The 20,301-nt window shown below is 69.0% G+C and carries 20 protein-coding genes and 1 pseudogene; 3 read left to right on the forward strand and 18 right to left on the reverse strand.

Going from position 1 to position 20,301, the window contains the following annotated elements:
- Nucleotides 1-38: 38 nt before the first annotated feature.
- From prpF to GXW76_RS04530, 3 genes are all read right to left on the reverse strand, one after another.
- Nucleotides 39-1,220 carry a 2-methylaconitate cis-trans isomerase PrpF gene (gene prpF / locus GXW76_RS04520; protein ID WP_211860794.1) on the reverse strand — a complete coding sequence of 394 codons (1,182 nt, stop codon included), beginning with the start codon at nucleotides 1,218-1,220 and terminating at the stop codon, nucleotides 39-41.
- A gap of 74 nt (nucleotides 1,221-1,294) precedes the next feature.
- Nucleotides 1,295-3,907, reverse strand: a complete 2,613-nt coding sequence (acnD, locus tag GXW76_RS04525) for a Fe/S-dependent 2-methylisocitrate dehydratase AcnD (protein WP_211860795.1) — start codon at nucleotides 3,905-3,907, stop codon at nucleotides 1,295-1,297.
- Nucleotides 3,904-4,614: a GntR family transcriptional regulator gene (locus tag GXW76_RS04530; RefSeq protein ID WP_211860796.1), complete on the reverse strand. Its 711-nt coding sequence runs from the start codon at nucleotides 4,612-4,614 to the stop codon at nucleotides 3,904-3,906. The genes acnD and GXW76_RS04530 overlap by 4 nt, the downstream gene beginning before the upstream one ends.
- 211 nt (nucleotides 4,615-4,825) lie before the next feature.
- On the opposite strand from GXW76_RS04530, the pseudogene GXW76_RS25595 reads away from it, so the two are divergent.
- The 3 genes and pseudogenes from GXW76_RS25595 to GXW76_RS04540 form a co-directional block, all read left to right on the forward strand.
- Nucleotides 4,826-4,996 (forward strand): annotated as a pseudogene (locus GXW76_RS25595) (IS3-like element ISMxa1 family transposase); the annotation flags it as partial.
- A 520-nt stretch (nucleotides 4,997-5,516) separates the two neighbouring features.
- Entirely contained in the window at nucleotides 5,517-6,587 is a 1,071-nt protein-coding gene (locus GXW76_RS04535) for a PQQ-dependent sugar dehydrogenase (protein WP_338150883.1), read from the forward strand.
- Nucleotides 6,584-7,174 carry a c-type cytochrome gene (locus GXW76_RS04540; protein WP_211860798.1) on the forward strand — a complete coding sequence of 197 codons (591 nt, stop codon included), beginning with the start codon at nucleotides 6,584-6,586 and terminating at the stop codon, nucleotides 7,172-7,174. The genes GXW76_RS04535 and GXW76_RS04540 overlap by 4 nt, the downstream gene beginning before the upstream one ends.
- 21 nt (nucleotides 7,175-7,195) lie before the next feature.
- Here GXW76_RS04540 and pqqE read toward each other — a convergent pair whose 3' ends face one another.
- The 15 genes from pqqE to GXW76_RS04615 form a co-directional block, all read right to left on the reverse strand.
- Nucleotides 7,196-8,263 (reverse strand): pyrroloquinoline quinone biosynthesis protein PqqE, encoded by a 1,068-nt coding sequence (gene pqqE, locus GXW76_RS04545; RefSeq protein ID WP_211860799.1) that lies wholly within the window; start codon nucleotides 8,261-8,263, stop codon nucleotides 7,196-7,198.
- A complete protein-coding gene (gene pqqD, locus GXW76_RS04550) occupies nucleotides 8,260-8,517 on the reverse strand; it encodes a pyrroloquinoline quinone biosynthesis peptide chaperone PqqD (RefSeq protein ID WP_211860800.1) in 258 nt (85 codons plus the stop codon). The genes pqqE and pqqD overlap by 4 nt, the downstream gene beginning before the upstream one ends.
- On the reverse strand, nucleotides 8,514-9,236 hold the full coding sequence (gene pqqC / locus GXW76_RS04555) for a pyrroloquinoline-quinone synthase PqqC (RefSeq protein WP_211860801.1): 723 nt from the start codon (nucleotides 9,234-9,236) through the stop codon (nucleotides 8,514-8,516). The genes pqqD and pqqC overlap by 4 nt, the downstream gene beginning before the upstream one ends.
- A complete protein-coding gene (gene pqqB / locus GXW76_RS04560) occupies nucleotides 9,233-10,135 on the reverse strand; it encodes a pyrroloquinoline quinone biosynthesis protein PqqB (protein ID WP_211860802.1) in 903 nt (300 codons plus the stop codon). The genes pqqC and pqqB overlap by 4 nt, the downstream gene beginning before the upstream one ends.
- A 23-nt stretch (nucleotides 10,136-10,158) precedes the next feature.
- Nucleotides 10,159-10,308, reverse strand: a complete 150-nt coding sequence (gene pqqA / locus GXW76_RS04565; protein WP_211860803.1) for a pyrroloquinoline quinone precursor peptide PqqA — start codon at nucleotides 10,306-10,308, stop codon at nucleotides 10,159-10,161.
- Between the two features lie 257 nt (nucleotides 10,309-10,565).
- Nucleotides 10,566-11,096 carry a hypothetical protein gene (locus GXW76_RS04570; RefSeq protein WP_211860804.1) on the reverse strand — a complete coding sequence of 177 codons (531 nt, stop codon included), beginning with the start codon at nucleotides 11,094-11,096 and terminating at the stop codon, nucleotides 10,566-10,568.
- 1,112 nt (nucleotides 11,097-12,208) lie between these two features.
- Complete coding sequence (locus tag GXW76_RS04575) at nucleotides 12,209-12,793, reverse strand: hypothetical protein (protein ID WP_211860805.1); 585 nt, start codon at nucleotides 12,791-12,793, stop codon at nucleotides 12,209-12,211.
- Complete coding sequence (locus GXW76_RS04580; RefSeq protein ID WP_211860806.1) at nucleotides 12,790-13,158, reverse strand: hypothetical protein; 369 nt, start codon at nucleotides 13,156-13,158, stop codon at nucleotides 12,790-12,792. Before GXW76_RS04580 ends, GXW76_RS04575 begins: the two co-directional genes overlap by 4 nt.
- Nucleotides 13,155-13,769: a hypothetical protein gene (locus tag GXW76_RS04585; RefSeq protein WP_211860807.1), complete on the reverse strand. Its 615-nt coding sequence runs from the start codon at nucleotides 13,767-13,769 to the stop codon at nucleotides 13,155-13,157. Before GXW76_RS04585 ends, GXW76_RS04580 begins: the two co-directional genes overlap by 4 nt.
- 3 nt (nucleotides 13,770-13,772) lie before the next feature.
- A complete protein-coding gene (locus GXW76_RS04590) occupies nucleotides 13,773-14,858 on the reverse strand; it encodes a DUF1190 domain-containing protein (RefSeq protein ID WP_211860808.1) in 1,086 nt (361 codons plus the stop codon).
- 9 nt (nucleotides 14,859-14,867) lie between these two features.
- Nucleotides 14,868-15,293: a DUF350 domain-containing protein gene (locus GXW76_RS04595; RefSeq protein WP_211860809.1), complete on the reverse strand. Its 426-nt coding sequence runs from the start codon at nucleotides 15,291-15,293 to the stop codon at nucleotides 14,868-14,870.
- A 23-nt stretch (nucleotides 15,294-15,316) separates the two neighbouring features.
- Nucleotides 15,317-16,501, reverse strand: coding sequence for a glutathionylspermidine synthase family protein (locus tag GXW76_RS04600; protein ID WP_211860810.1), 1,185 nt, complete (start codon nucleotides 16,499-16,501; stop codon nucleotides 15,317-15,319).
- Between the two features lie 11 nt (nucleotides 16,502-16,512).
- Nucleotides 16,513-17,688 (reverse strand): glutathionylspermidine synthase family protein, encoded by a 1,176-nt coding sequence (locus GXW76_RS04605; RefSeq protein ID WP_211860811.1) that lies wholly within the window; start codon nucleotides 17,686-17,688, stop codon nucleotides 16,513-16,515.
- A gap of 154 nt (nucleotides 17,689-17,842) precedes the next feature.
- Entirely contained in the window at nucleotides 17,843-19,435 is a 1,593-nt protein-coding gene (locus tag GXW76_RS04610) for an ABC transporter substrate-binding protein (RefSeq protein ID WP_211860812.1), read from the reverse strand.
- Between the two features lie 22 nt (nucleotides 19,436-19,457).
- On the reverse strand, nucleotides 19,458-20,279 hold the full coding sequence (locus GXW76_RS04615) for a polysaccharide deacetylase family protein (RefSeq protein ID WP_211860813.1): 822 nt from the start codon (nucleotides 20,277-20,279) through the stop codon (nucleotides 19,458-19,460).
- Between the last annotated feature and the right edge of the window lie 22 nt (nucleotides 20,280-20,301).

The raw sequence follows: 20,301 nt of genomic DNA on the forward strand, positions 1-20,301 counted from the left end.
CGATCTCTCATGCACACGGGCAGGCCGGTCGCCGTCGTCTAGCCGACGAACGGCACGTGTACCCAGCCCTGCATCAGCACGCGGGCGCTGCGGCTCATGATGGCCTTGGTCACCGTCCACTGGCCGTCCACCCGCTTCGCCTGGGAGCCGACGCGCAACGTGCCCGAGGGGTGCCCGAAGCACACCGTCTCCCGCGCGCCGCCGCCGGCCGCCAGGTTCACGAGCGTGCCCGGGACGGCCGCTGCCGTGGCGATGGCGACCGAGGCGGTGCCCATCATGGCGTGGTGCAGCTTGCCCATGGAGACCGCACGCACCAGCAGGTCGATGTCTCCGGTGCCGATCCGCTTGCCGCTGGAGGCCACGTAGTCCTTCGGCCCCGCGACGAAGGCGATCTTGGGCGTGTGCTGGCGCCCGGCCGCCTCTTCGACCTTCTTGATCAGGCCCATGCGCACCGCGCCATGCGCGCGGATCGTCTCGAGGCGCGCGAGTGCCGCCGGATCGCCGTTGATGTCATCCTGCAACTCGGTGCCGCGATAGCCGAGCGCGTCGGCCTCGAGGAAGATCGTCGGGATGCCGGAATTGATCATGGTTGCCTTGAAGGTGCCGATGCCGGGCACCTCCAGCGTGTCCACCAGCTTGCCGGTGGGAAACATGGAGCCGCCGTCGCTGTCATCGGCCGGGTCCATGAACTCCAGCCGAACCTCGGCGGCCGGGAAGGTCACGCCATCCAGTTCGAAGTCGCCGGTCTCCTGCACCTCGCCGGCGGTCATCGGCACGTGGGAGATGATGGTCTTGCCGATATTGGCCTGCCAGATCCGCACGATGGCGATGCCGTCGCGCGGCACGCGGGCGGGATCGACCAGGCCATTGCGGATCGCGAAGGGGCCCACCGCTGCGGAGAGATTGCCGCAATTGCCGCTCCAGTCGACGAAGGGCTTGTCGATCGAGACCTGGCCGAAGAGGTAGTCCACATCGTGGTCCGGTCGCGTGCTGCGGCTGAGGATCACGGTCTTGCTGGTGCTGGATGTGGCCGCGCCCATGCCGTCGGTCTGCTTGCCGTAGGGATCGGGGCTGCCGATCACGCGCAGCAACAGCCTGTCTCGGGCAGGGCCGGGGACCCGCGCCGCTTCCGGCAGGTCGTCCAGCACGAAGAAGACGCCCTTGCTGGTGCCGCCGCGCATGTAGGTGGCGGGGATCTTGATCTGCGGTGCGTGCGCCATGATTGCTTCCTGGGGATGGCGATGAACGGGGAAGGCCGCGCGCCGGCGCCCGCGAAGGCGCCGGTGCAGCGGGGTCAGCTCACCTGGCGGCCCTGCGGCGCGGCCTCGGCTTCGAGGAAGTCCTGCGCGAAGCGCTGCAGCACGCCGCCGGCCTCGTAGATCGAGACTTCCTCCGCGGTGTCGAGGCGGCAGGTCACCGGCACCTGCTCGGTCTTGCCGTCGCGGCGATGGATGACCAGCGTCAGGTCCGCGCGCGGCGTGCGCGCGCCGATGACGTCATAGGTCTCGGTGCCGTCGAGACCGAGCGTCAGCCGGCTGGTGCCCGGCTTGAACTCGAGCGGCAACACGCCCATGCCGATCAGGTTGGTGCGGTGGATGCGCTCGAAGCCCTCGGCGACGATGGCCTCGACGCCTGCGAGACGCACGCCCTTCGCGGCCCAATCGCGGGAGGAGCCCTGGCCGTAATCGGCGCCAGCCACGATGATCAGCGACTGCTTGCGCGCCATGTAGGTCTCGATCGCTTCCCACATGCGCATGACCTTGCCCTCGGGCTCGACGCGCGCGAGCGAGCCCTGCTTCACGCTGCCGTCCTCCTTACGGACCATCTCGTTGAAGAGCTTCGGGTTCGCGAAGGTCGCGCGCTGCGCCGTCAGGTGGTCGCCGCGATGGGTGGCATAGGAGTTAAAGTCCTCCTCCGGCAAACCCATCTTCGCGAGGTACTCGCCCGCCGCGCTGTCGAGCATGATGGCATTGGACGGCGAGAGGTGGTCGGTGGTGATGTTGTCGCCGAGCACCGCGAGCGGTCGCATGCCGCGCAGCGCGCGCTCCCCGGCGAGTGCACCTTCCCAGTAGGGCGGGCGGCGGATGTAGGTGCTCTGCGGACGCCAGTCGTAAAGCGGGCTGACCTTCTTCCGCGCGCCCTTGTTGCCGAACATCGGGGCATAGACCTTGCGGAACTGCTCGGGCTTCACCGCCGCGGCGACGACGGCGTCGATCTCCTCGTCGCTCGGCCAGATGTCCTTGAGGCGGATCTCCTTGCCGCTGGCATCCACGCCGAGCACGTCGCGCTCGATGTCGAAGCGGATGGTGCCGGCGATGGCGTAGGCGACGACCAGCGGCGGCGATGCGAGGAAGGCCTGCTTCGCGTAAGGGTGGATGCGGCCGTCGAAGTTGCGGTTCCCCGAGAGCACCGCCGTTGCGTAGAGATCGCGGTCGATGATCTCCTGCTGGATCTTCGGATCGAGCGCGCCGGACATGCCGTTGCAGGTGGTGCAGGCGAAGGCGACGATGCCGAAGCCGAGTTTCTCGAGATCCGAGGTCAGCCCGGCCTCATCGAGATACAGCGCCACGGCCTTGGACCCAGGCGCGAGCGAGGACTTCACCCAGGGCTTGCGCGCCAGGCCGGCGCGGTTCGCGTTGCGCGCCAGAAGGCCGGCGGCGATCACGTTGCGTGGGTTGGACGTGTTGGTGCAACTGGTGATCGCGGCAATGATCACGGCGCCATCCGGCATCAGGCTGCCTTCCTGCGCCACCGGCGCCGCGATGCCGCGCGCGGCGAGGTCCGAGACCGGCAGCCGGCGATGCGGGTTGGACGGGCCCGCGAGCGTGCGCACCACGGTGGACAGGTCGAAGCGCAGCACGCGCTCGTACTGCACCTTTGCCAGCGTATCCGACCACAGCCCGGTGCTCTTGGCGTAGGTCTCGACCAACCTCACCTGCGCATCCTCGCGGCCTGTCAGGCGCAGGTAGTCGATGGTCTGCCGGTCGATGGAGAACATCGCGGCGGTCGCGCCGTACTCCGGCGCCATGTTGGAGATGGTCGCGCGGTCGCCGAGCGTCAGGCTCGACGCCCCCGGGCCGTAGAATTCGAGATAGGCGCCGACGACCCTTTCCTTCCGCAGGAACTCGGTCAGTGTCAGCACGATGTCGGTCGCGGTGATGCCGGGCTGCGCCTTGCCCGTTAGTTCCACGCCCACGATGTCCGGCAGCCGCATCCAGGACGCGCGGCCGAGCATGACGTTCTCGGCCTCGAGCCCGCCGACGCCGATCGCGATCACGCCGAGCGCATCGACATGCGGCGTGTGGCTGTCCGTGCCGACCAGCGTGTCGGGGAAGGCCACACCATCCTGCGTGTAGATGACCGGCGACATCCGCTCCAGGTTGATCTGGTGCATGATGCCGTTGCCGGGCGGCACGATCTCCATGTTCTCGAAGGCATGGCGCGTCCACTCGATGAAGTGGAAGCGGTCCTCGTTGCGGCGGTCCTCGATGGCGCGGTTCTTCGCGAAGGCGTCCTTCTCGAAGCCTGCGTGCTCCACCGCCAGCGAGTGGTCGACGATGAGCTGCACCGGCACGACCGGGTTCACCTTGGACGGGTCGCCGCCCTTCTCCGCGATGGCGTCGCGCAGGCCGGCGAGGTCGACCAGCGCGGTCTGGCCGAGGATGTCGTGGCAGACGACGCGCGCCGGATACCACGGAAAATCGACGTCCCGCTTGCGCTCGATCAGCTGCTTCAGCGCATCCGTCAGCAGCGCAGGATCACAGCGGCGCACCAGGTTCTCGGCCAGCACGCGGGAGGTGTAGGGCAGGCCCTCATAGGCGCCGGGCGCAATCGCCTCGACCGCGGCGCGCGCATCGAAATAGTCGAGCCCGGTGCCGGGCAGGGGCTTGCGGTATTGCGTATTCATGGCTCGCTCCGCGCCGGGTTGGCCCCGGCGATCTGTCGTTCGATGTTGAGGCGGGATGCACGGATGTGCCGGCGCATCAGCAGTTCCGCCAGTTCGCCGTCGCCATCGGCGATGGCGTCGAGAATGCGGTGATGCTCGGCATAGGCCTGCCGCGGACGATGCGGAGAGGCCGAGTACTGGATGCGGTACATGCGCGCGAGTTGGTAAAGCTCGTCGCAGAGCAGGCGGAACAGCATCTGGTTCCCACTGCCCTGCACGATGCGGTAGTGGAAGTCGTAGTCGCCTTCCTGCTGGTAGTAGCCGCGCCCGGCCTGGAAGGCCTCGTCGCGCTCATGCGCCAGCAGCACGCGGCGCAATTCCTCGACCTGCTCGGGCCGCATGCGTTCCGCCGCCAGGCGGCAGGCGGTGCCCTCGAGCGCTTCGCGGATCTCGTAGAGTTCGCTCAGTTCCTGCCGGCTCAGCGAGACGACGCGCGCGCCCACATGGGGCACGCGCACGAGCAGCTTCTGGCCCTCGAGCCGGTGCAGGGCTTCCCGCAGCGGGCCGCGGCTGATGCCGTAGGCGCGGGCCAGTTCAGGCTCGGAGATCTTGCTGCCCGGCGCGATGTCGCCCTTGACGATGGCTGACTGGATCTGCCGGAAGGCGTGCTCGGAGAGCGTCTCGCCCTCGGCCGCAGCGTCGATCGGCAATGCAAGGATTTTGTTCATAGTGTCGACAGTTCTGTGACCATCACACGAAAAATGTCGGATATAGACTGCCAGAACCGAAGATTGTCGACAATAGGGGCGCGGTTCCTGGCAATGGTCTGGATCCATAGGCGAGATCCCGGCCAAGCGATACGTCGCGCGCGATGCCGTCGCGCTCATCCGCTGGCGCGTCTTGCCGGCCGTGAAGTCCCTTGACCGACACAGGAGCATCAACGCGATGGCCGGGGCATTCTTCGCCACCCTCGAATGCGAGTTGTTCGACCGGCGCCGCTTTTGCTCCCAGGCCGCGGCCCGCATGGCCGTCTTCCAATGCATCGGGAGCTTCGACAATCCGGCCAGGCGGCACTCGTCCCAGGGCTACGTCCCGCCCATCGAATACGAAGCGACGGACATGGCCGTGACGGATGGATCCCTACCCGACAACCATCCGCTGATACAGGGTAATTGCAGTATCGAATACACCGCGTGCCGAATACAACACCCACCGACTGGCACAGACCTATCTATAGGCCTGGATAGGGACTTTGCCATTGCTCGTGGCGCCGACCGACCTCTGTGCCAGCACGATGCAAACTGAAGCGCCGCGCCCGCAATGGAGACCGCAGGTGCAAGGGAACAGATCGCAATCCGCGCATGTGCGGTGCAGCAGCGCGCAATGCTGTGATTGACGATCTGTCCACGCAGTCCGGCCTTGCCGCGCCCGACGTTTCGTCATTCCATTCATCGCCAACGCCCGGAACGGGCAGCAGGGAGAGAACGCCATGACAATGAGACGTCTTCTGCTTGGCCTGGCCGTGGCGCTCGCCGCGGGTCCGGCTCTCGCTCAGCAGCCGGCGGTGCCCGGTTGGGCAGTCGGTCGCCCTGAGGGCTCTACCCTTGCCCCCCACGCACCGCGCCTGACGGTGACGCCCCCGGATCAGGTGCCGGTCGGCGCGCTGCGCCTGCCGCCGGGCTTCCAGGCGGAAGTCTTCGCGCATGGCATTCCCGGCGCGCGCATGATGGCCGAAGGCCCGAACGGCACGATCTTCGCCGGCACGCGCGCGATCGGCCGCGTCTACGCGATTTCCCGGAACCCGGACGGCACGACGCGCACGCGGATCATCGCTCAGGGCCTGGCGCAACCGAACGGCCTGGTGATGATCGGCAACAGCCTCTACGTGCTCGCGGTCAACCGGGTGCTGCGCTACGACAATATCGAGGCGAACCTCGACAACGTGCCGGCGCCGGTCGAACTGACGCAGGCCTTCGGATTGCCGACCGACGCCGACCACGGCGGCAACCATTCCTGGAAGTTTGCGGCGCTGGGACCCGACGGGCGGATCTATACGAATGTCGGCATGAACTGCAATATCTGCGAGACAGACCGCGACCGCTTCGCGCTGCTCGTCTCCTTCAATCCCGACGGCAGCGACCGGCGCATCGAGGCCCGTGGCGTGCGCAACAGCGTCGGCATGGCGCACCACCCGGTGACGCGCGAACTCTGGGCCACCAATAACGGTCGCGACTGGGCCGGCAATGACTGGCCGAACGACACTCTGCACCGCGTGCGGCGCATGGGCGAGGATCACGGCTTCCCGTTCTGCTCCAGCGGCTCGGCGGATCCGCAGTTCAACGCGGGACGCAATTGCAGCGAGTTCGTGCAGCCGGCCGCTCTGCTCGGGCCGCACGTCGCCTCGCTCGGCATGCGCTTCTACACCGGCACCATGTTCCCCGAGGCCTACCGGAACCAGATCTTCATCGCCCGCCGCGGGTCCTGGAACCGTGAGAGGCTGACCGGCTACGACGTGGTCGTCGCGCATCTCGACGCACAGGGTAACGTGACGCGGCTCGAGGAATTCATGACCGGCCTGCGTGACGACGCCAACCAGCGCTTCCTCGATCGGCCGGTGGATGTGCACGTGATGCGCGACGGTTCGCTGCTCGTCTCCGGCGAGCAGATGGGGGCAATCTATCGCATCACCTATCGCCGGTGAGGCCAGGTCACCTGCTGGCGGCGGCCGTCCTGGCCGCCGCCCTTCCGCACACGGCCCCTGCGCAGGATGCCGCGCGCGGCGCCGGACTCGCGGCGGACCGATGCTCCGCCTGCCATGGCGCCGACGGGCGCAGCCAGATCCCGGACATCCCCTCGCTCGCCGGTCAGCAGGCCGGCTTCATCACCCTGCAGATGATCCTGATCCGGGAGGGGATTCGCCACGTGCCCGCGATGGCCGCCGTCGCGCAGGGCATGCCGGACAGGGACATCGAGGACCTCGCGGCCTATTTCGCGAGCCTGCCTCCCGCTCCGCCCGAGGATCGCCGGCCGCGCGACGCCGCACTCGCTTCCGCCGGGGAGGCACTGATCGGGCCGCGCCTATGTGGCGTGTGCCACCTGCCCAGCCTCACCGGGCGCGACCAGATCCCGCGCATCGTCGCCCAGCATGAGGATTATCTGGCGCGGGCGATGACCGAATACCGCGATGGCCGGCGCGTCGGCGCCGATGCGCAGATGAACGGCGCCATGGTCGGCCTGTCGGATGCCGATATCGCCGCGCTCGCGCATTACCTCGCGCATCGGGACTGAGCCGCGAGGCCGCAGCGCGGTTCAGCCGAACTCCCGGTAGCGGAAGCCGGCCGTGCCGGCTTCGGCCAGTGCCGCGGCGAGGAGCGCATGGTGCGGCGACAGGGCGCAGGCGGGATCCGTCGCCGCGGCATCGCCGGTCAGGGCGAAGGCCTGGCAGCGGCAGCCGCCCCAATCGCGTTCGGCGCGCTCGCAGCCGCGGCATGGTTCGGGCATCCAATCGGTGCCGCGGAAGCGGTTGAAGGCCTCGCTCTCCTCCCAGGCAGCACGGAGCGAGGTGTCGCGCACGTTCGGGAACACCATGCCGCTGATGGATTCCGCCGCGTGACAGGGCAGCACGCGCCCGGCCGGTGAGACGGCAAGGAATGCATTGCCCCAGCCACCCATGCAGGCCTTGGGACGTGCGGCGTGGTAGTCGGGCACGACGTAGTCGATGACCAGCCGGCCGCGATGTGCCTCGCGCGCCGCGACCACGACCCGCGTCGCTTCGTCGAGTTGCCCACGCGTCGGCAGCAGCGCGTCCCGGTTGATCAGCGCCCATCCGTAGTACTGCACATGCGCGACCTCGAGCCGCGCGGCGCCCCAGGCCAGTGCCGTCTCGATCAGCAGCGGAAGGTTGTGCAGGTTCTGCCGATGGACGACAGCATTGAGCGTCAGCGGCAGTCCGGCCTCCACCACGACGCGCGCCGCGGCCTCCTTCCGCGCATGGGCGCCCTTCATGCCGCCGATGCGCTCGGCGCCCGCAGGTTCGGCGTCCTGCACGGAGAGCTGGACGTGGTCGAGGCCCGCCGCCTTGAGCCGAGCCAGAAGCGGCGCGTCGAGCAGCACGCCCGCGGTGATCAGGTTGGTGTAGAGGCCGGCGCTGTGAGCCGCGGCGGTAATTTCGACGATGTCGCGGCGCGCGGTGGGCTCCCCGCCGGAGAGATGCACCTGGAGGCACCCGATCGCGGCGGCTTCATCGAAGACTCGGGCCCATTCCTCCGTCGTCAGTTCGGCGGAGGCGCGCGTGAGCTCGACCGGATTCGAGCAGTAGGGACACCGCAGCGGACAGCGATGCGTGAGCTCGGCCAGCAGTGCGAGCGGGGGCTTCATCCCGCCAGCGCCCCGCGCGCCACCAGGTCGTCGAGCATCGCGCGGACATCAGTCGCAATGATGTCGCGCGGTGCGTCGAACTTCGCTGCGAGAGCATCCACGATGGCATCGACATCGCGCGCCCCGTCGACCAGGCGCAGCACTTCCAGCGCCGTCTCATCCGGCACGAACATCCGCTCCGGCGCCATGACGATCCAACGCGCGCGCGCCTGGTCATGATGCAGGCGCACGCCGGGGGCGAAGCGCGGCGTCATGGCCGGAAGGCACCCGGCGGCGGAAGGCCGGGCGCCACATAGGCGAAGTGCAGCGCGTCGAGCTGCGCCCAGAGCAGGTCGCACTTGAAGCGCAACGCCGCGAGGACCTGTTCCTGCCGTTCCGCCGTGTCGGCGTGCTCCTTCACGTAGGAGAGCGCGAAGGCGACGTCCTGCGGCGCCTGCGTCAGCCGCGGCGTGAAGTAGGCGAGTGTCTGCTCGGTCACGAAATCGTAGTTCCGCAGCATGCCCGAAACGCGCTGGGAGATGATGTTGGGCGAAAACATCTCGGTCAGCGAGGAGGCGATCGCCTCGAGCAGCGTCTTCTCCCGCACGAAGCGCACATAGGCGTCCACGGCGAAGCGCGTCGCGGGCAGAAGACCCTCGAGCGAGACGACATGGTAGCGATCGAGCCCGAGACCATCCGTCAGCGCGAGCCAGCGCTCGACACCACCCGGATGCACGCCGTCCCCGTCATGGTCCACCAGCCGGCGGCGCCATTCGCGGCGCAGTTCCGGCGTGGGAAGCCGCGCCAGCAGGGAGGCATCCTTCGCCGGAATGGAGGCCTGGTAGTAGTAGCGGTTCAGCGCCCAGGCCTGGACCTGGCCCTTCGTCAGCTTGCCGCCATGCAGCATGTGATGGAATGGATGGTGGATGTGGTAGCGCTCTTCCCCGATCGCGCGCAGCGCGGCCTCGAGACCATCGGGCGACAGGATGCTCACAGGCGGATCTCCATCCCGTCCTCGGCCACCTCCCAGCCGGCGGCACTGAGATGCGCGCGCTCTGGGCTGTCGGCAAGAAGGGCGGGGTTGGTGTTGTTGATGTGAACGAAGATGCGGCGCCCGACGGGGATGGAGGCGAAGGCCTCGAGCGTCGAGCCCGGCCCCGTCATCGGCATGTGGCCCATGCGGCGGCCGGTCTTGGGGCCGGCGCCCAGGCGGATCATCTCGTCGTCCATGTACAGGGTGCCGTCGAACATGACGCAATCGGCGTCTGCGAGGCGTCCGCGGAGCGAATCCGTCATCACTGCGCAGCCAGGGATGTAGTGCAGCGTACCGCCACCAGCGGAGAGCGCGACACCCACGGCCTCCCCATCGATCGCCACGCCCGGGTCGCCGGCGCTCTCGGCGAAGAGCGGCACCTTGCCTGGCACGGCGTAGGTGGTGATGGTGATACCCAATGCCTCGAAGGTCTCCTCGGGCAGGATGGCCCGGCGCAGCACGAAATCAGGGTTCAGCGCGCGGAAGATCGGGTTCGCGTCCAGCACGGCGAGGGTCGGCGGTGCGCCGAACAGGGTGAATGCCTGCCGCTCCCGTAGGTGGAGCAGGCCCGCAATGGCGTCCACCTCCGCACCGGTCAGCAACACGGCCTGGATCGGCGAATTCCGCAGCCGGCCAGGGCGCGGGTGCAGCGCCGGAGTTGCACCGATCTGCTGCCGGAGATCGGGGCTGGCATTCACCACCAGCCAGCGCTCGCCATCCGCCGAGACGGCGATGCTCGCCTGCGTCCGGGGTGGCGCGGCAGGGTCACCGGCACGGGAACGCAAGCATCCCTCACCGGCGGAATTCCATTGCGGGAACCCGCCGCCGGCAGCGGCACCAAGCACGATGGCCCGGAGCATCCTAGCCGCTCCGGGCAGCGGTCTCAGTCGATCTCGGCGCAGGCGTAGCTGTTGATCTCAAGCGCGAGGGAGATTTCGACGATCTTGGGCGTCTTCCAGGCCATGGTCGCTTCCTCCGATAAGTGCCGACGAAACGCCAGCGTAAGCAGGATGCCGCCGACACACGGGGACATCAAGCGCCTATCGTCCGCTGCCGATCCTGTCGGGTCGCGACGCTGCCGCTACGATATACGGCAGCCTTTTCAGCCATGTCCGGCCCCTCGGGGCGACGGCACCACGTGCTCTCGCCTCCGAAAGGCGAGGGCTCACTCAGCTTGGGGGAGGCATCTCGACGCTGGTATTCGCGCGCGGCCATGCCCGACGCGCAAAGAATGCGGCACGGCATGATACCGCGGGTCGCCCCCAGCAACGAGTTCGCGCTTTCGGCGCGTTAGCCGCAACTCGCACATGTCAGAAGACCGCGCCTCTCCCGTGCCGGCTCGACTGCATAGCCGCAGCGCATGCAGTTCGCGCCGTCGTCATCGGCGTTGAACGGATCGGCAACGCGCCGTGCCGAGTTGCGTGCCTTCGGGCTGCGCGGAGCCGCAGCCTGCACCGTCGCGGCGGACGGGTCTTCCGAATGGACCAGCGGAGCGCCCTCCGCCTCGACTGACGCCGGCGCCCATGCCGGCATCAGGTGGGTGATGGGCTGCGTGGCCTCGGCCACCACCGGTTCGGTCGGCATGACAGCTTGGGCCGTTTGCCTGGCAGGTAAGCCGGCGTCCCAGGATGCGGCACGGACATGCGTTTCAATGCGTCGCGGCCCGTTCTTGATGGCTGCGCCCGACCGCACATGCACCACTTCGACGACCCTGCTTCCAGGAGCGCCGGCGCGTCGCGGGATGGTCAGCAATTCGCGCCGGTCAGAAGCCGCGGGCTTATTGTCTTTGAAGCGGGCGAAGACGTGGTCTTTGTCGTCCATGGACTTCCAGATCTGTGGAAAGGCGTGCGGCAGCGGGATGCCGCCATGTCGAAGGTTGGGGCTCGATCAACGGTTTGCATCAATGAAGGATTGCCCAAGCAATCAAACGCCTGGAATTCTCGGGGAATACCCGGAGAAACCTAGCATGAAATCATCCGGTCAAGCTTGAGGGAAAAATTGGCCTACCCTCAAGGTTCGGAGGGGTTTGGCCCTTCGGAGAGGAATTCCAGCCTTCGTTGCGTCGCAAACTCTTAAGGCCTCCCGCGGAGAACCCAGGAAATCCGGGGTCCCACGCATTTTCGGCAGGCGGAAAGAATAGGAATTTTTTCGCAGATACCGCGACGCCAGGGATGCGAAGTGCCACCCCCCCTGGGCGTCGAACCTGGAGGCCACGTTCACGATGGCCGCTTGCACCGGACGCGGCCTCCGCCGCGTGGCGCGCATCACGCAGCGGTGCCGATCGAACGTTACGCCTGTCGACCACGGATGGCGCGCACTCCTCAAGGCGCAACATGTCGCGGGAGCAGACCAGGCAACGTCCCGCGGCCTGGTCCGCGCCACGGCCATCGCGGATTTCGTAACATGCCCGGCGCGCGACTTCCGCTCCGGCGGCCCGGCCAGTCTACGGCCCACTCCGGCCGAATACGCGTCCGCGCTCCGCTGCAGCCTGTCAGTCGCCATTGGCTCACGCCGTCCTGGTGGTGCCGCTACCGCGCCCCGGCTCTGCAGGGTCCCGCGGGGCGGCCCGCGGCCAGGCTGATGTTCACTGCGGCGGTTTCATCAGGGTCGACGTAGCACTCCTGATCCTCGGCATCGACGACACCGGAGACCTGTTGCTCGCGCAGTTCGTCGAGGCAGACCTTCACCTTGCCCGGATCGATGTCCGGCTCAGGGAATCTCCCGTGTGAACCGCAGGCCACGGGTACTGGTATCACTCATCATTGAGTGATGCTGGCGCCGAAGCACGGGCGGGATCATGTCGATGCCGAGGAATGGTCGGCGCGGTGCCGGCAACCGCGCGAATTGCGGATGTGGGCCCTACGCCGGAGCGGCAACGGCGCTCAGCCAGACGTGGCGCCGGATGTAATTCGCGAGGCCGGCGAGGCCGATCCTCACTCGCGCCCGCGGTGCCGCTTATCCTGCGCACCGCCCCAGCCTGCGCGTTGCACGCGTCGGCGCACCACTTCCACCCTCAGCCCGGCGGGGTCGCCGAGGATGCCGATCAGCGCGTCAAGTTGCCCTTGCTCGATGCCGATCCCGCCGGCGCTGCCGCGCGCACCGCGTACCGTGCCATGCAGCAGCACCGGCCGGTCCCCGGTGATCGGCAGGAGCAGGAGCGCGCTCGACCCAAGCTCGCGCCGCAGCGTCTTCGCGAGCCGCACGTCCCCGGTGCCGAGCGCGTCCTCCGCGCTGAGGTCCACCGCGCCGGCGACGCGATACTCGCCGCTGCCGGATACCGGCGTGGGCACGCCACCCATGGCCGGCGTCGGATCCCAGGTGGACCGGCAGGGGCCGAAGGCCACGCCATCACCACGCCAAAGGGCGACGCGCGGTTCGTCCTGCCCGGCCACTGGACCGACGACAAGGCGCGTGGTGCCAGACCGTACCCAGTTCGGATCCCCGGCCGCGCGCAGGTGGCGAAGGGCCATGACGAAGAAGGCAGCACCGCCCAGCAGGAAGAGGATGCCGAGGATCATCGCGGTGCCGCCGGCGGCTTCTCGGTGGGCAGGGGAGCTGATCGCGGAGGCTGGAACGGCCGGGACGTCAGGGCCGGCACCTGGATGGGTGGCAGCGCGGGCAGCACAGGTGCCTGGCGCAGGCGCTCGGCCGCCTCGATCCTCACGCGCACCGACGGGTCTGGCAATCCGCTATCGGCCGGCGCCCAATAGCGCACGCCGCCGGGCGGCGGTGGCGCGCGTGCTGCCAGGGCCGCGGCTTCGACGAAGGCGCGGTCGGTCTCCACGCGGTTCCATTGGCCGATCGCGACCAGCAACCCTCCAAGGAAGACGAGCACGGCGCCGCCGAGCAGGTAGAGGCGCACGCGGGGCAGCGCGGCCGTCATGGCGTCACCCCCATCCGCGGCGCAGGCAGCGCCAGGCGCCGCGCGAGATCCTCCGCCTCGCCGGCCGCCACCGCGTTCCCCGCGGTGAGTTCCACGATCAGCCGAGGCAGGTCGCGCGCCAGGGCCTGGCGCGGCTCGCCCTCGGGTGCTGTCGCACCGGCCTCGACCAGCGCGTGGGCCGCCGCCCGCTCGCGCGGGGCCATCCGCTCCGCCGCGCCGGCGAGTTCGGACAGCAGCACCGGGAGCAGCGCGGTCTGCAGAGCGAGGCGCTGCGCTGCGGGAAGCGCAGCGGGCAGGATGGGGCGCGGGCCGTCCTTGGGCGCGCCGCCACCCATCAGCCGGGCATCGAGGGCGCGGCCGGGCGCGCCGCCAACGACGAAGCCCATCAGCGTGCCGATCACGGGCGCGGCGGCAACGGCGAACCAGTAGCCGGCGCCGCGCGGCGCCACGAAGGCACCAACCGCGGCGAATGCCAGGCCGGAGAACAGCAGCATGAACACCACGCGGCGCTGCCAATCCCCGAGCAGGACCTGCGCGGATGCCGCCGGGGCGGCTCCGGCGCGTGCCTGCACCCGCCGTCCCGTCCGCCTGGCGCGCTTGTCAGAGGCCATGGCTCAGCCTCCCGAGGAATAGGCGCGGCCGGTCGAGCCGAAGCCTGCGCGAGAGATCGTGGAGGTGGGGCGGGAAATCGTCGTGCCTGACACCCGCGACCCCGAGCCGCTGGAATAGACGCCCATGCGGTTCGCTGCGGCGAGGCGACGCGTGCCGCTGTCCCAGGCCTGCAGCGGGCCGGTGCCGACTGCCGGGCGATAGGCGGCGGTGGGTGTGCGGTCCGCGGTCCAGGTCCAGCCCTGGTAGCGCGGCCCGATCCCGCTCGAGTAACCCTGGCGGTAGCCGGAATTGTAGCCGATCCACCAACCGGCCCGCGATGCGGTGCCGGACGTCCTTGCGCCGGACATTTCCTGCGGTGGCGTGCTGTCCGCCACCGTCATGGTCAGGGCGCTTTCGGGCAGTTCGACCTCGACGCATTGGGTCCAGGTCGCACGGCAGGAGTCGCGCGTCGCGAAACGGTTGGGCAGCGGCAGGTCGGAGCGCTCGCAGGCCTGCCATTCCACGGCGCAGGTCGCCTCGTCCGGATAGATCGGGGCGAGGCGGTAATAGGCATAGGTGGCGGCGATGGGTGTGCGCGTGGCGGCCGAGAGGTCCGGGGTCTCGACGTTGCGTGGTGCCGGCTGCGTCGCAATGCCGCTGCCGGCGGGCAAGGCCGGTTCCCGCAGCGCCCAGTAACGGGCCGAACGGTCCTGCACCACCGGATGCAGCAGGCGCTGGTCCTCGGGCGCGCGCGACCAGCCGGCGAGGACCGGGCGCCAGTTCGGGCCGGTGGCCGCGAGCGTCTCGCCCTCGCAGGCATCGCGGCCGAAGGTCGCCTCGCAGGCGGCGATGGTCACGAAGTGCGGGCGCGCGGCGCCGTGTTCGCGCGCGACCACCTGCTCCAGCACGTCGCAACGCGCGGGGTCCTCGCCAAGCCGGCGATGCGCCGCGCGGCAGGCATCGAGCCGCGCCTCGGTCTGCCCGGGCAGGTCGGGCGGCGGCGTCTCGTCGCAGCCCGCCGCGCCGAGGCCGAGCGTGACCAGCGCCGCCGCCCGCACGGTGCGGGACCGGCGGCGCGGCGGCACGGTGGCGTCGCCGTCGTGCGGCATCAGCCCGCCTCAGCCCGACATGACGGCATTGTTCAGGATCCCGGCGCCGACCTGCATGAAGGCGATGAAGACCGCGGCGCCGCCCACCTCGTCGGCCTCGATCTCCTGCTTGAGCCGCCCTTCGAGCAGCGTTGTCAGCACGAGATGGACGACGAGCTGCACGGCGACGGCGACGACGCACCAGATGATCTGGTCGAGCGGTCCTGCCGCCGAGCGCGCCACCGCCGCGATGGGCAGCACCATGCCGATCGCCTTGCCGCCGAGCGCCAGCGCGCAGGGCAGGTTGCCCGCGCGCAACAGCGCGAGTTCGGAATGCGGCGTGATCAGCGAGACGAGGACGAGCCCTGCCACCCAGAACACTACGCCGAGCGAGAAGGCGACGAGGAAGCTCAGGAAGGTCGAAGGGAAATAGGCGAGGATCTCGGCGGCGGTCATCCCGGTCGTTCCGTCTTGGCGCGTCAGCCGCGCAGGATGTGGGGCACGAAGCGCGCGGTGGGGCCGGTCACCGGCCCGCGCGATTCGCGGAAGGACAGGCCGGCCGGCTGCCCGCCGACCATCCAGACCGAGGCGGCGCAGTGCACCTGCCCGCGGGCGGATGGAAATACGGGCAGCGGGCAATGCGCCTGGTAGAGCAGGGGGCCGACCTCGTCCTCCGGTACCGTGCCGATGGGCTGGCCGGGCAGGTACACGTGCTCGCCGTCCCAGCCGCGGCGCGGCTTGGCCACCATCTCGCCCTGCGGCGGGCGGTCGAGGAAGGTCGGCAGCAGGTTCGGTGCGCCCGGGAACATGTGCCAGAGCAGCGCCATCATGGTCTTGTCGGCGAGCAGCCGAACCCAGGCACCAGGGTAGATGCGCGTCCGGGATCGGGGCAGGACCTCGACATTCGGCTCGTCCTCCATCCAGTCCCATGGATAGATCTTGATCATCGCGTCGTGTGGTTCGTCGCGGTCGTCCGTGAAGCGCTGCGCATCGAGATCCCAGCCGACCTGCCCGATCGAGCAGATGCGCGCGGCGCGGTTCGTCTTCGCCGCGATCTCGGCGAGGTACTCGGCGTCGAAGCGTTCGGTGGTGTCGGCGGGGCGGCCGTCCGGCTCCGTCGCGCCGCCGCAGGCGATGGCGAAGCGCGCGGGCAGGCCGATCTGCGGGATGTGCTCGGACAGCTTCTCGTAGAGAAGGTTCTCCTGCGAATCCCCGCTCTGGCCCGACACCGACTGCCAGGATTCGAACCATTCCCACTGCACGAAGGACGCTTCGGCGAGGCCGAAGGGTGAATCCGCCTCGTAGTCCGTCAGCATGGGCGTGCCGTCGGGTGCGAAGGAGAAATCCATCCGCCCGTGGAGCGGCGCGTCCTTGTCCCGCCAGGACTGCCCGATGGCGTCCCGCATCGCCGGGTTGTGGATGCCGAAATAGGCATAGTCGCCGCTGGCGACGAGTTCCTCCACCGCCTGGTAGCAGCGCTTCTGCACGCCCTTCGCCGCTTCGAGAAGCGCCTCGGATGCGGCGGCGTCGATGACGTAGGCCGCGTCGGTCACCCACCAGGGCTCCCCGTCGGGGTTCGGCACGTCGAGGCCGAGTTCGCGCAGCCGCGCGAGGAACAGCGACGGCGTCTGCACCGGCTCGCGCCGGAAGGGCGGATGAGCCATGGCCGCGGCCGCTACAGGATCACGTGGGGCACGAAGCAGTCTTCGAAGGTCGTCACCCTGTCGTCCCCCTCCCGGATCCCGAGTCCGGCCGGTTCGTCGCCGACCATCCACACGCCCATGACGGGGTAGGCGACACCTTTCGGCGTCGCATGTCCCGGCAGTGGCGCCCATTGTTGCCAGATCGTGGGGGAGGGGGGCAAACCTTCCGCGGCCTCGGTGGATTCATCCGCGCCGGTGCCGTCCACGGTCATGCCCCATCCTTCGAGCCCCAGCGCCGGCTTGCCGATGGCCGGCCCATCGATCGCCGCGCGGTCGAGCGACGCCGGCAGCAGCAGAGGATGGCGCGGGAACATCTCCCAGAGTGTGACGAGGATCGCCTTGCTGGCGTGCAGCATGCGTCGCGCGGGCTCGATCCAGCGCGTGCGGCCGAGCGGCAGCAGCCGCCCGCCTTCCTCCATGTCCAGCCAGTCCCAGGGATAGAGCTTGAAGCAGGCGGCGAGCGGCACGCCTTCGGGCGTCACGAAGCCGGCGCCTTCCTGCCAGGAGATGTCGTCCACCGGGAGGAAGACGGCCTCGTGCCCCGCCGCGCGCGCCGTGGCCATCAGGTAGGCGACCTGGGCGATCTCGTCCTCGCGGTCGCGCTCGGCGGCGAAGTGGATCACCGGCGGCAGGCCCATCTGCGGCCAGCGCGCGACGAGCGCATTGTCGATGGCGTTCCATTGGTCGGTGCCGGGGCGCGTCAGGGGACCGGGTGGGGTCTCCTCGAACCAGGCGAGCTGGACCGTCGCGGCCTCCAGCAGGGCAGCAGGCGTCTCGGCATTGAACTCGTAGAGCTTGATGGAGCCATCCGGATCGAGGCGGAAGTCGAAGCGGCCGTAGAGCGAGGGTTCCCCGAGGCGGTGCGATTCCTCGACCAGGGCGGCGAGGCGCGGGGTGAAGCCGAAGGCATGGTAGTCGCCGCGCGCGACGACGCGTTCGACGGCGGCGCCGATCATGCCATTCAGCTCGCGCGCTGCCGCTTCCAGTGCGGCGATGGCCTCGGGCGTCAGCGCGTAGCAGGCATCGCGCGCCCAGTACTCGCGCCCATCCGGGGAGTGGAAGGAAAAGCCAAGCGCCTCTGCTCGCTCCGGGAAGGTGTCGTCGCGCAGCAGCGCGCGGCGTGTGATGGCGGAGGGCGAATCAATCATCGGCAGCGGCGAGCATGGGCAGGGCTTGTTCGGCGATCGCCAAGCGCGGCGAATTCGAGGGCGGCGACAAAGTTGCGAGCGGTCTTGTCGTCGCGGGTGGTGATGGCAAGGAGCCCCGCGCCAACCATTCGATGGCGCGGGACGAAGTCCGGGATCAGCGTCCTCCTCGCTCGATGTTCCAGATCACCGGAAAGCCGAAATCGATTACGCCGCGCAATTCGGTACGCCAGGCGGCGGGGGCGCGGAACTGCCCTGCGATGGGGAAGGTGGCGCGCTCGATCGCCACGCGATTCAGTTCCGCCGCCAGTTCGCGGCGCCGCGCTGGGTCGCTCTCGGCCTCGAAGCGTTCGATGATCGGCGTCATCGCCGCCTCGCAATACCCCCAGGGCTGGTTGTCGGTGCAATTGAAGCCGACGCCGAGGTTCGACAACGGGTCGGCCATGTCGAACCCGGTGTAGACCACGGGCACCACGCTCCAGCCGCCCCGGTCCAGCGGCTGGCGCTGCACCCAGCGCTGGGCGATGGACGACCAGTCGGAACCCTGGATGTCCAGGTTGAAGCCCGCCCGCTTCATGCGGTCGATCAGCACCAGGCCGAAGGGGTTGAGCAGAGCGGAATCGAGCGGATGAAGCAGCACAACACGCTCGTTGCGGTAGCCGGATTCCCGCAGCAGGGCCTGCGCACGCTCAAGGCTCGGCTGGGCGATCGCGTCGCTGCCGCGGTCGCTGGTATAGGTCGTGCCGCACATGAACATCGCCGCGCAATTCGGCCGGCCGACTTCGCCAAAGCCCGTTCCAGCCAGGATCTCCGTGCGGTCGAGGCACTGCTGAACCGCGCGGCGGACCAGCACGTTGTCGAAGGGTGGCTGGTAGTGGTTGATGCTGACGGCGTACATCATCTCCGCCTGGCCGCTGGCCTGGGAGATGACGATGTTCCGGTTGGCGCGCATGAGCGGCAGGTTGTCGACGGGCGCATACTCGAGATAGTCGACCTCCCCCTGCTGCAGCGACGCCGCGCGCAGCGCGATGTCGGGCATGGTGATCATCTCGACGCGATCGACCTTCGCGACCTTGCCCCCGGCGAGGCCGTCGGCAGGCTCGTCGCGCGGCACGTAGCGCTCGTTGCGACGGAAGACGGTGCGTTCGCCCGGCACCCATTCGTCGCGCAGGAAGACGAAGGGGCCCGAACCGATGATCTCGCGCGCCTGCTGCGTTGGCGTCGTGCCCGAGGCAATGCGCGCCGGCATGATGAAGGGCACGTGGACGGAGGGCTTGCCCAGCGCCTCGATCACGCCGCCATAGGGGCGCGAGAGCCTCAGCATGAAGCCGTCCGCGCCGGCCGTCGTCAACTCGGCCGTCGCGGCCATCAGGCGCCGGCCGATGGAATCGCGGTTGCCCCAGCGACGTAGCGACGCGACCACATCTTCCGACGTCACCGGCGTGCCGTCGTGGAAGGTGAGGCCGGGACGCAGCCGGAAGGTCCAGGTCAGGCGATCGGCGCTGGTCTCCCAGCCCTGCAGCATCTGCGGCCTGTAGCGGCCCTGGCTGTCCATCGCGACCAGCGTGTCGAACACGAGGTAGGCGAAGTTGCGCGTGACGAAGGACGGGCTGCTGATCGGATCGAGGTTCTGCAGCCCCACATTCACCACGAAGCGGAAGGGCCGCTCGCGGGATTGCGCGAGGGCGAGGCGCGGCGCCCCCAACGCCACGCCAGCGACGGCGAGGCCCTGTCTGCGGGTCAGCATCATCGTCGGTCTCCTCTTCGCACGGTCAGGACTGGGTCGTGGCCCAAGCCTCCGCGACCTGGCTGCACGTGGCGAACCATAGGCCCTCGAAGCCGCGCATGAACTCGATCATTTCGCGCAGCAATGCGATGCGGCTGGGGCGTCCGCTGAACTGCGGATGCATCACCAGGTTGTAGTAGCCGCCCCAGCGATGGATCTCGCGGAACTCGTCCTGCCAGACTTCGCGGATGTGGCTGTTGGTGAAGATGGGCCGCGGCGTCTTGATCGAAAACAGCAGGAAGGGAGCGTCGTCCAGGCTCCAGTGCCAGGGCAGTTCGATGATGGACGCGCCGCCGGGTGCCGCGATGCGATACGGGTTGATGTCCGCCATCATCGAGCTGTCGTAGAGAAAGCCATGCTTGGCGAGCAGGCGGATGGTGCTGTCGCTGGTCTCGCCGGCCGGCGAGCGATAGCCCTTCGGCACCACGCCGAGCACGCGCTTCAGCGCGTCGAGGCCGCGCTCCATCTCCTCTACTTCCTGGTCCGGGAAGGCGGGGTCGACCCAGGCGTGGGAGTAGGAATGGTGGCCGATCTCGTGGCCGGCCTTGAGCACCATCTCCGCACGGTCGGCGTGGTTCTCGACCGTCCAGCCGGGGATGAAGAAGGTGGCCGGCACGCCGGCATCCTTCAGGGTCTCGAGGATCTTCGGCACGCCGACACGCGCGCCGTAGGTCCCCTGGCTCAGCGTTCCCGGGCGCTGCGCATTCGCCGGGTCACGCGAGAGCCACAGCGTCTCGGCGTCGAAATCGAAGGTCAGGGTGACGGCGACGCGCGCGCCGCCCGGCCACTTCACGCCGGTTCCGGTCATTCGATGATCCCCTTCATGGCTC

Source organism: Neoroseomonas soli, from assembly GCF_018129065.1.
Classification (GTDB): domain Bacteria; phylum Pseudomonadota; class Alphaproteobacteria; order Acetobacterales; family Acetobacteraceae; genus Neoroseomonas; species Neoroseomonas soli.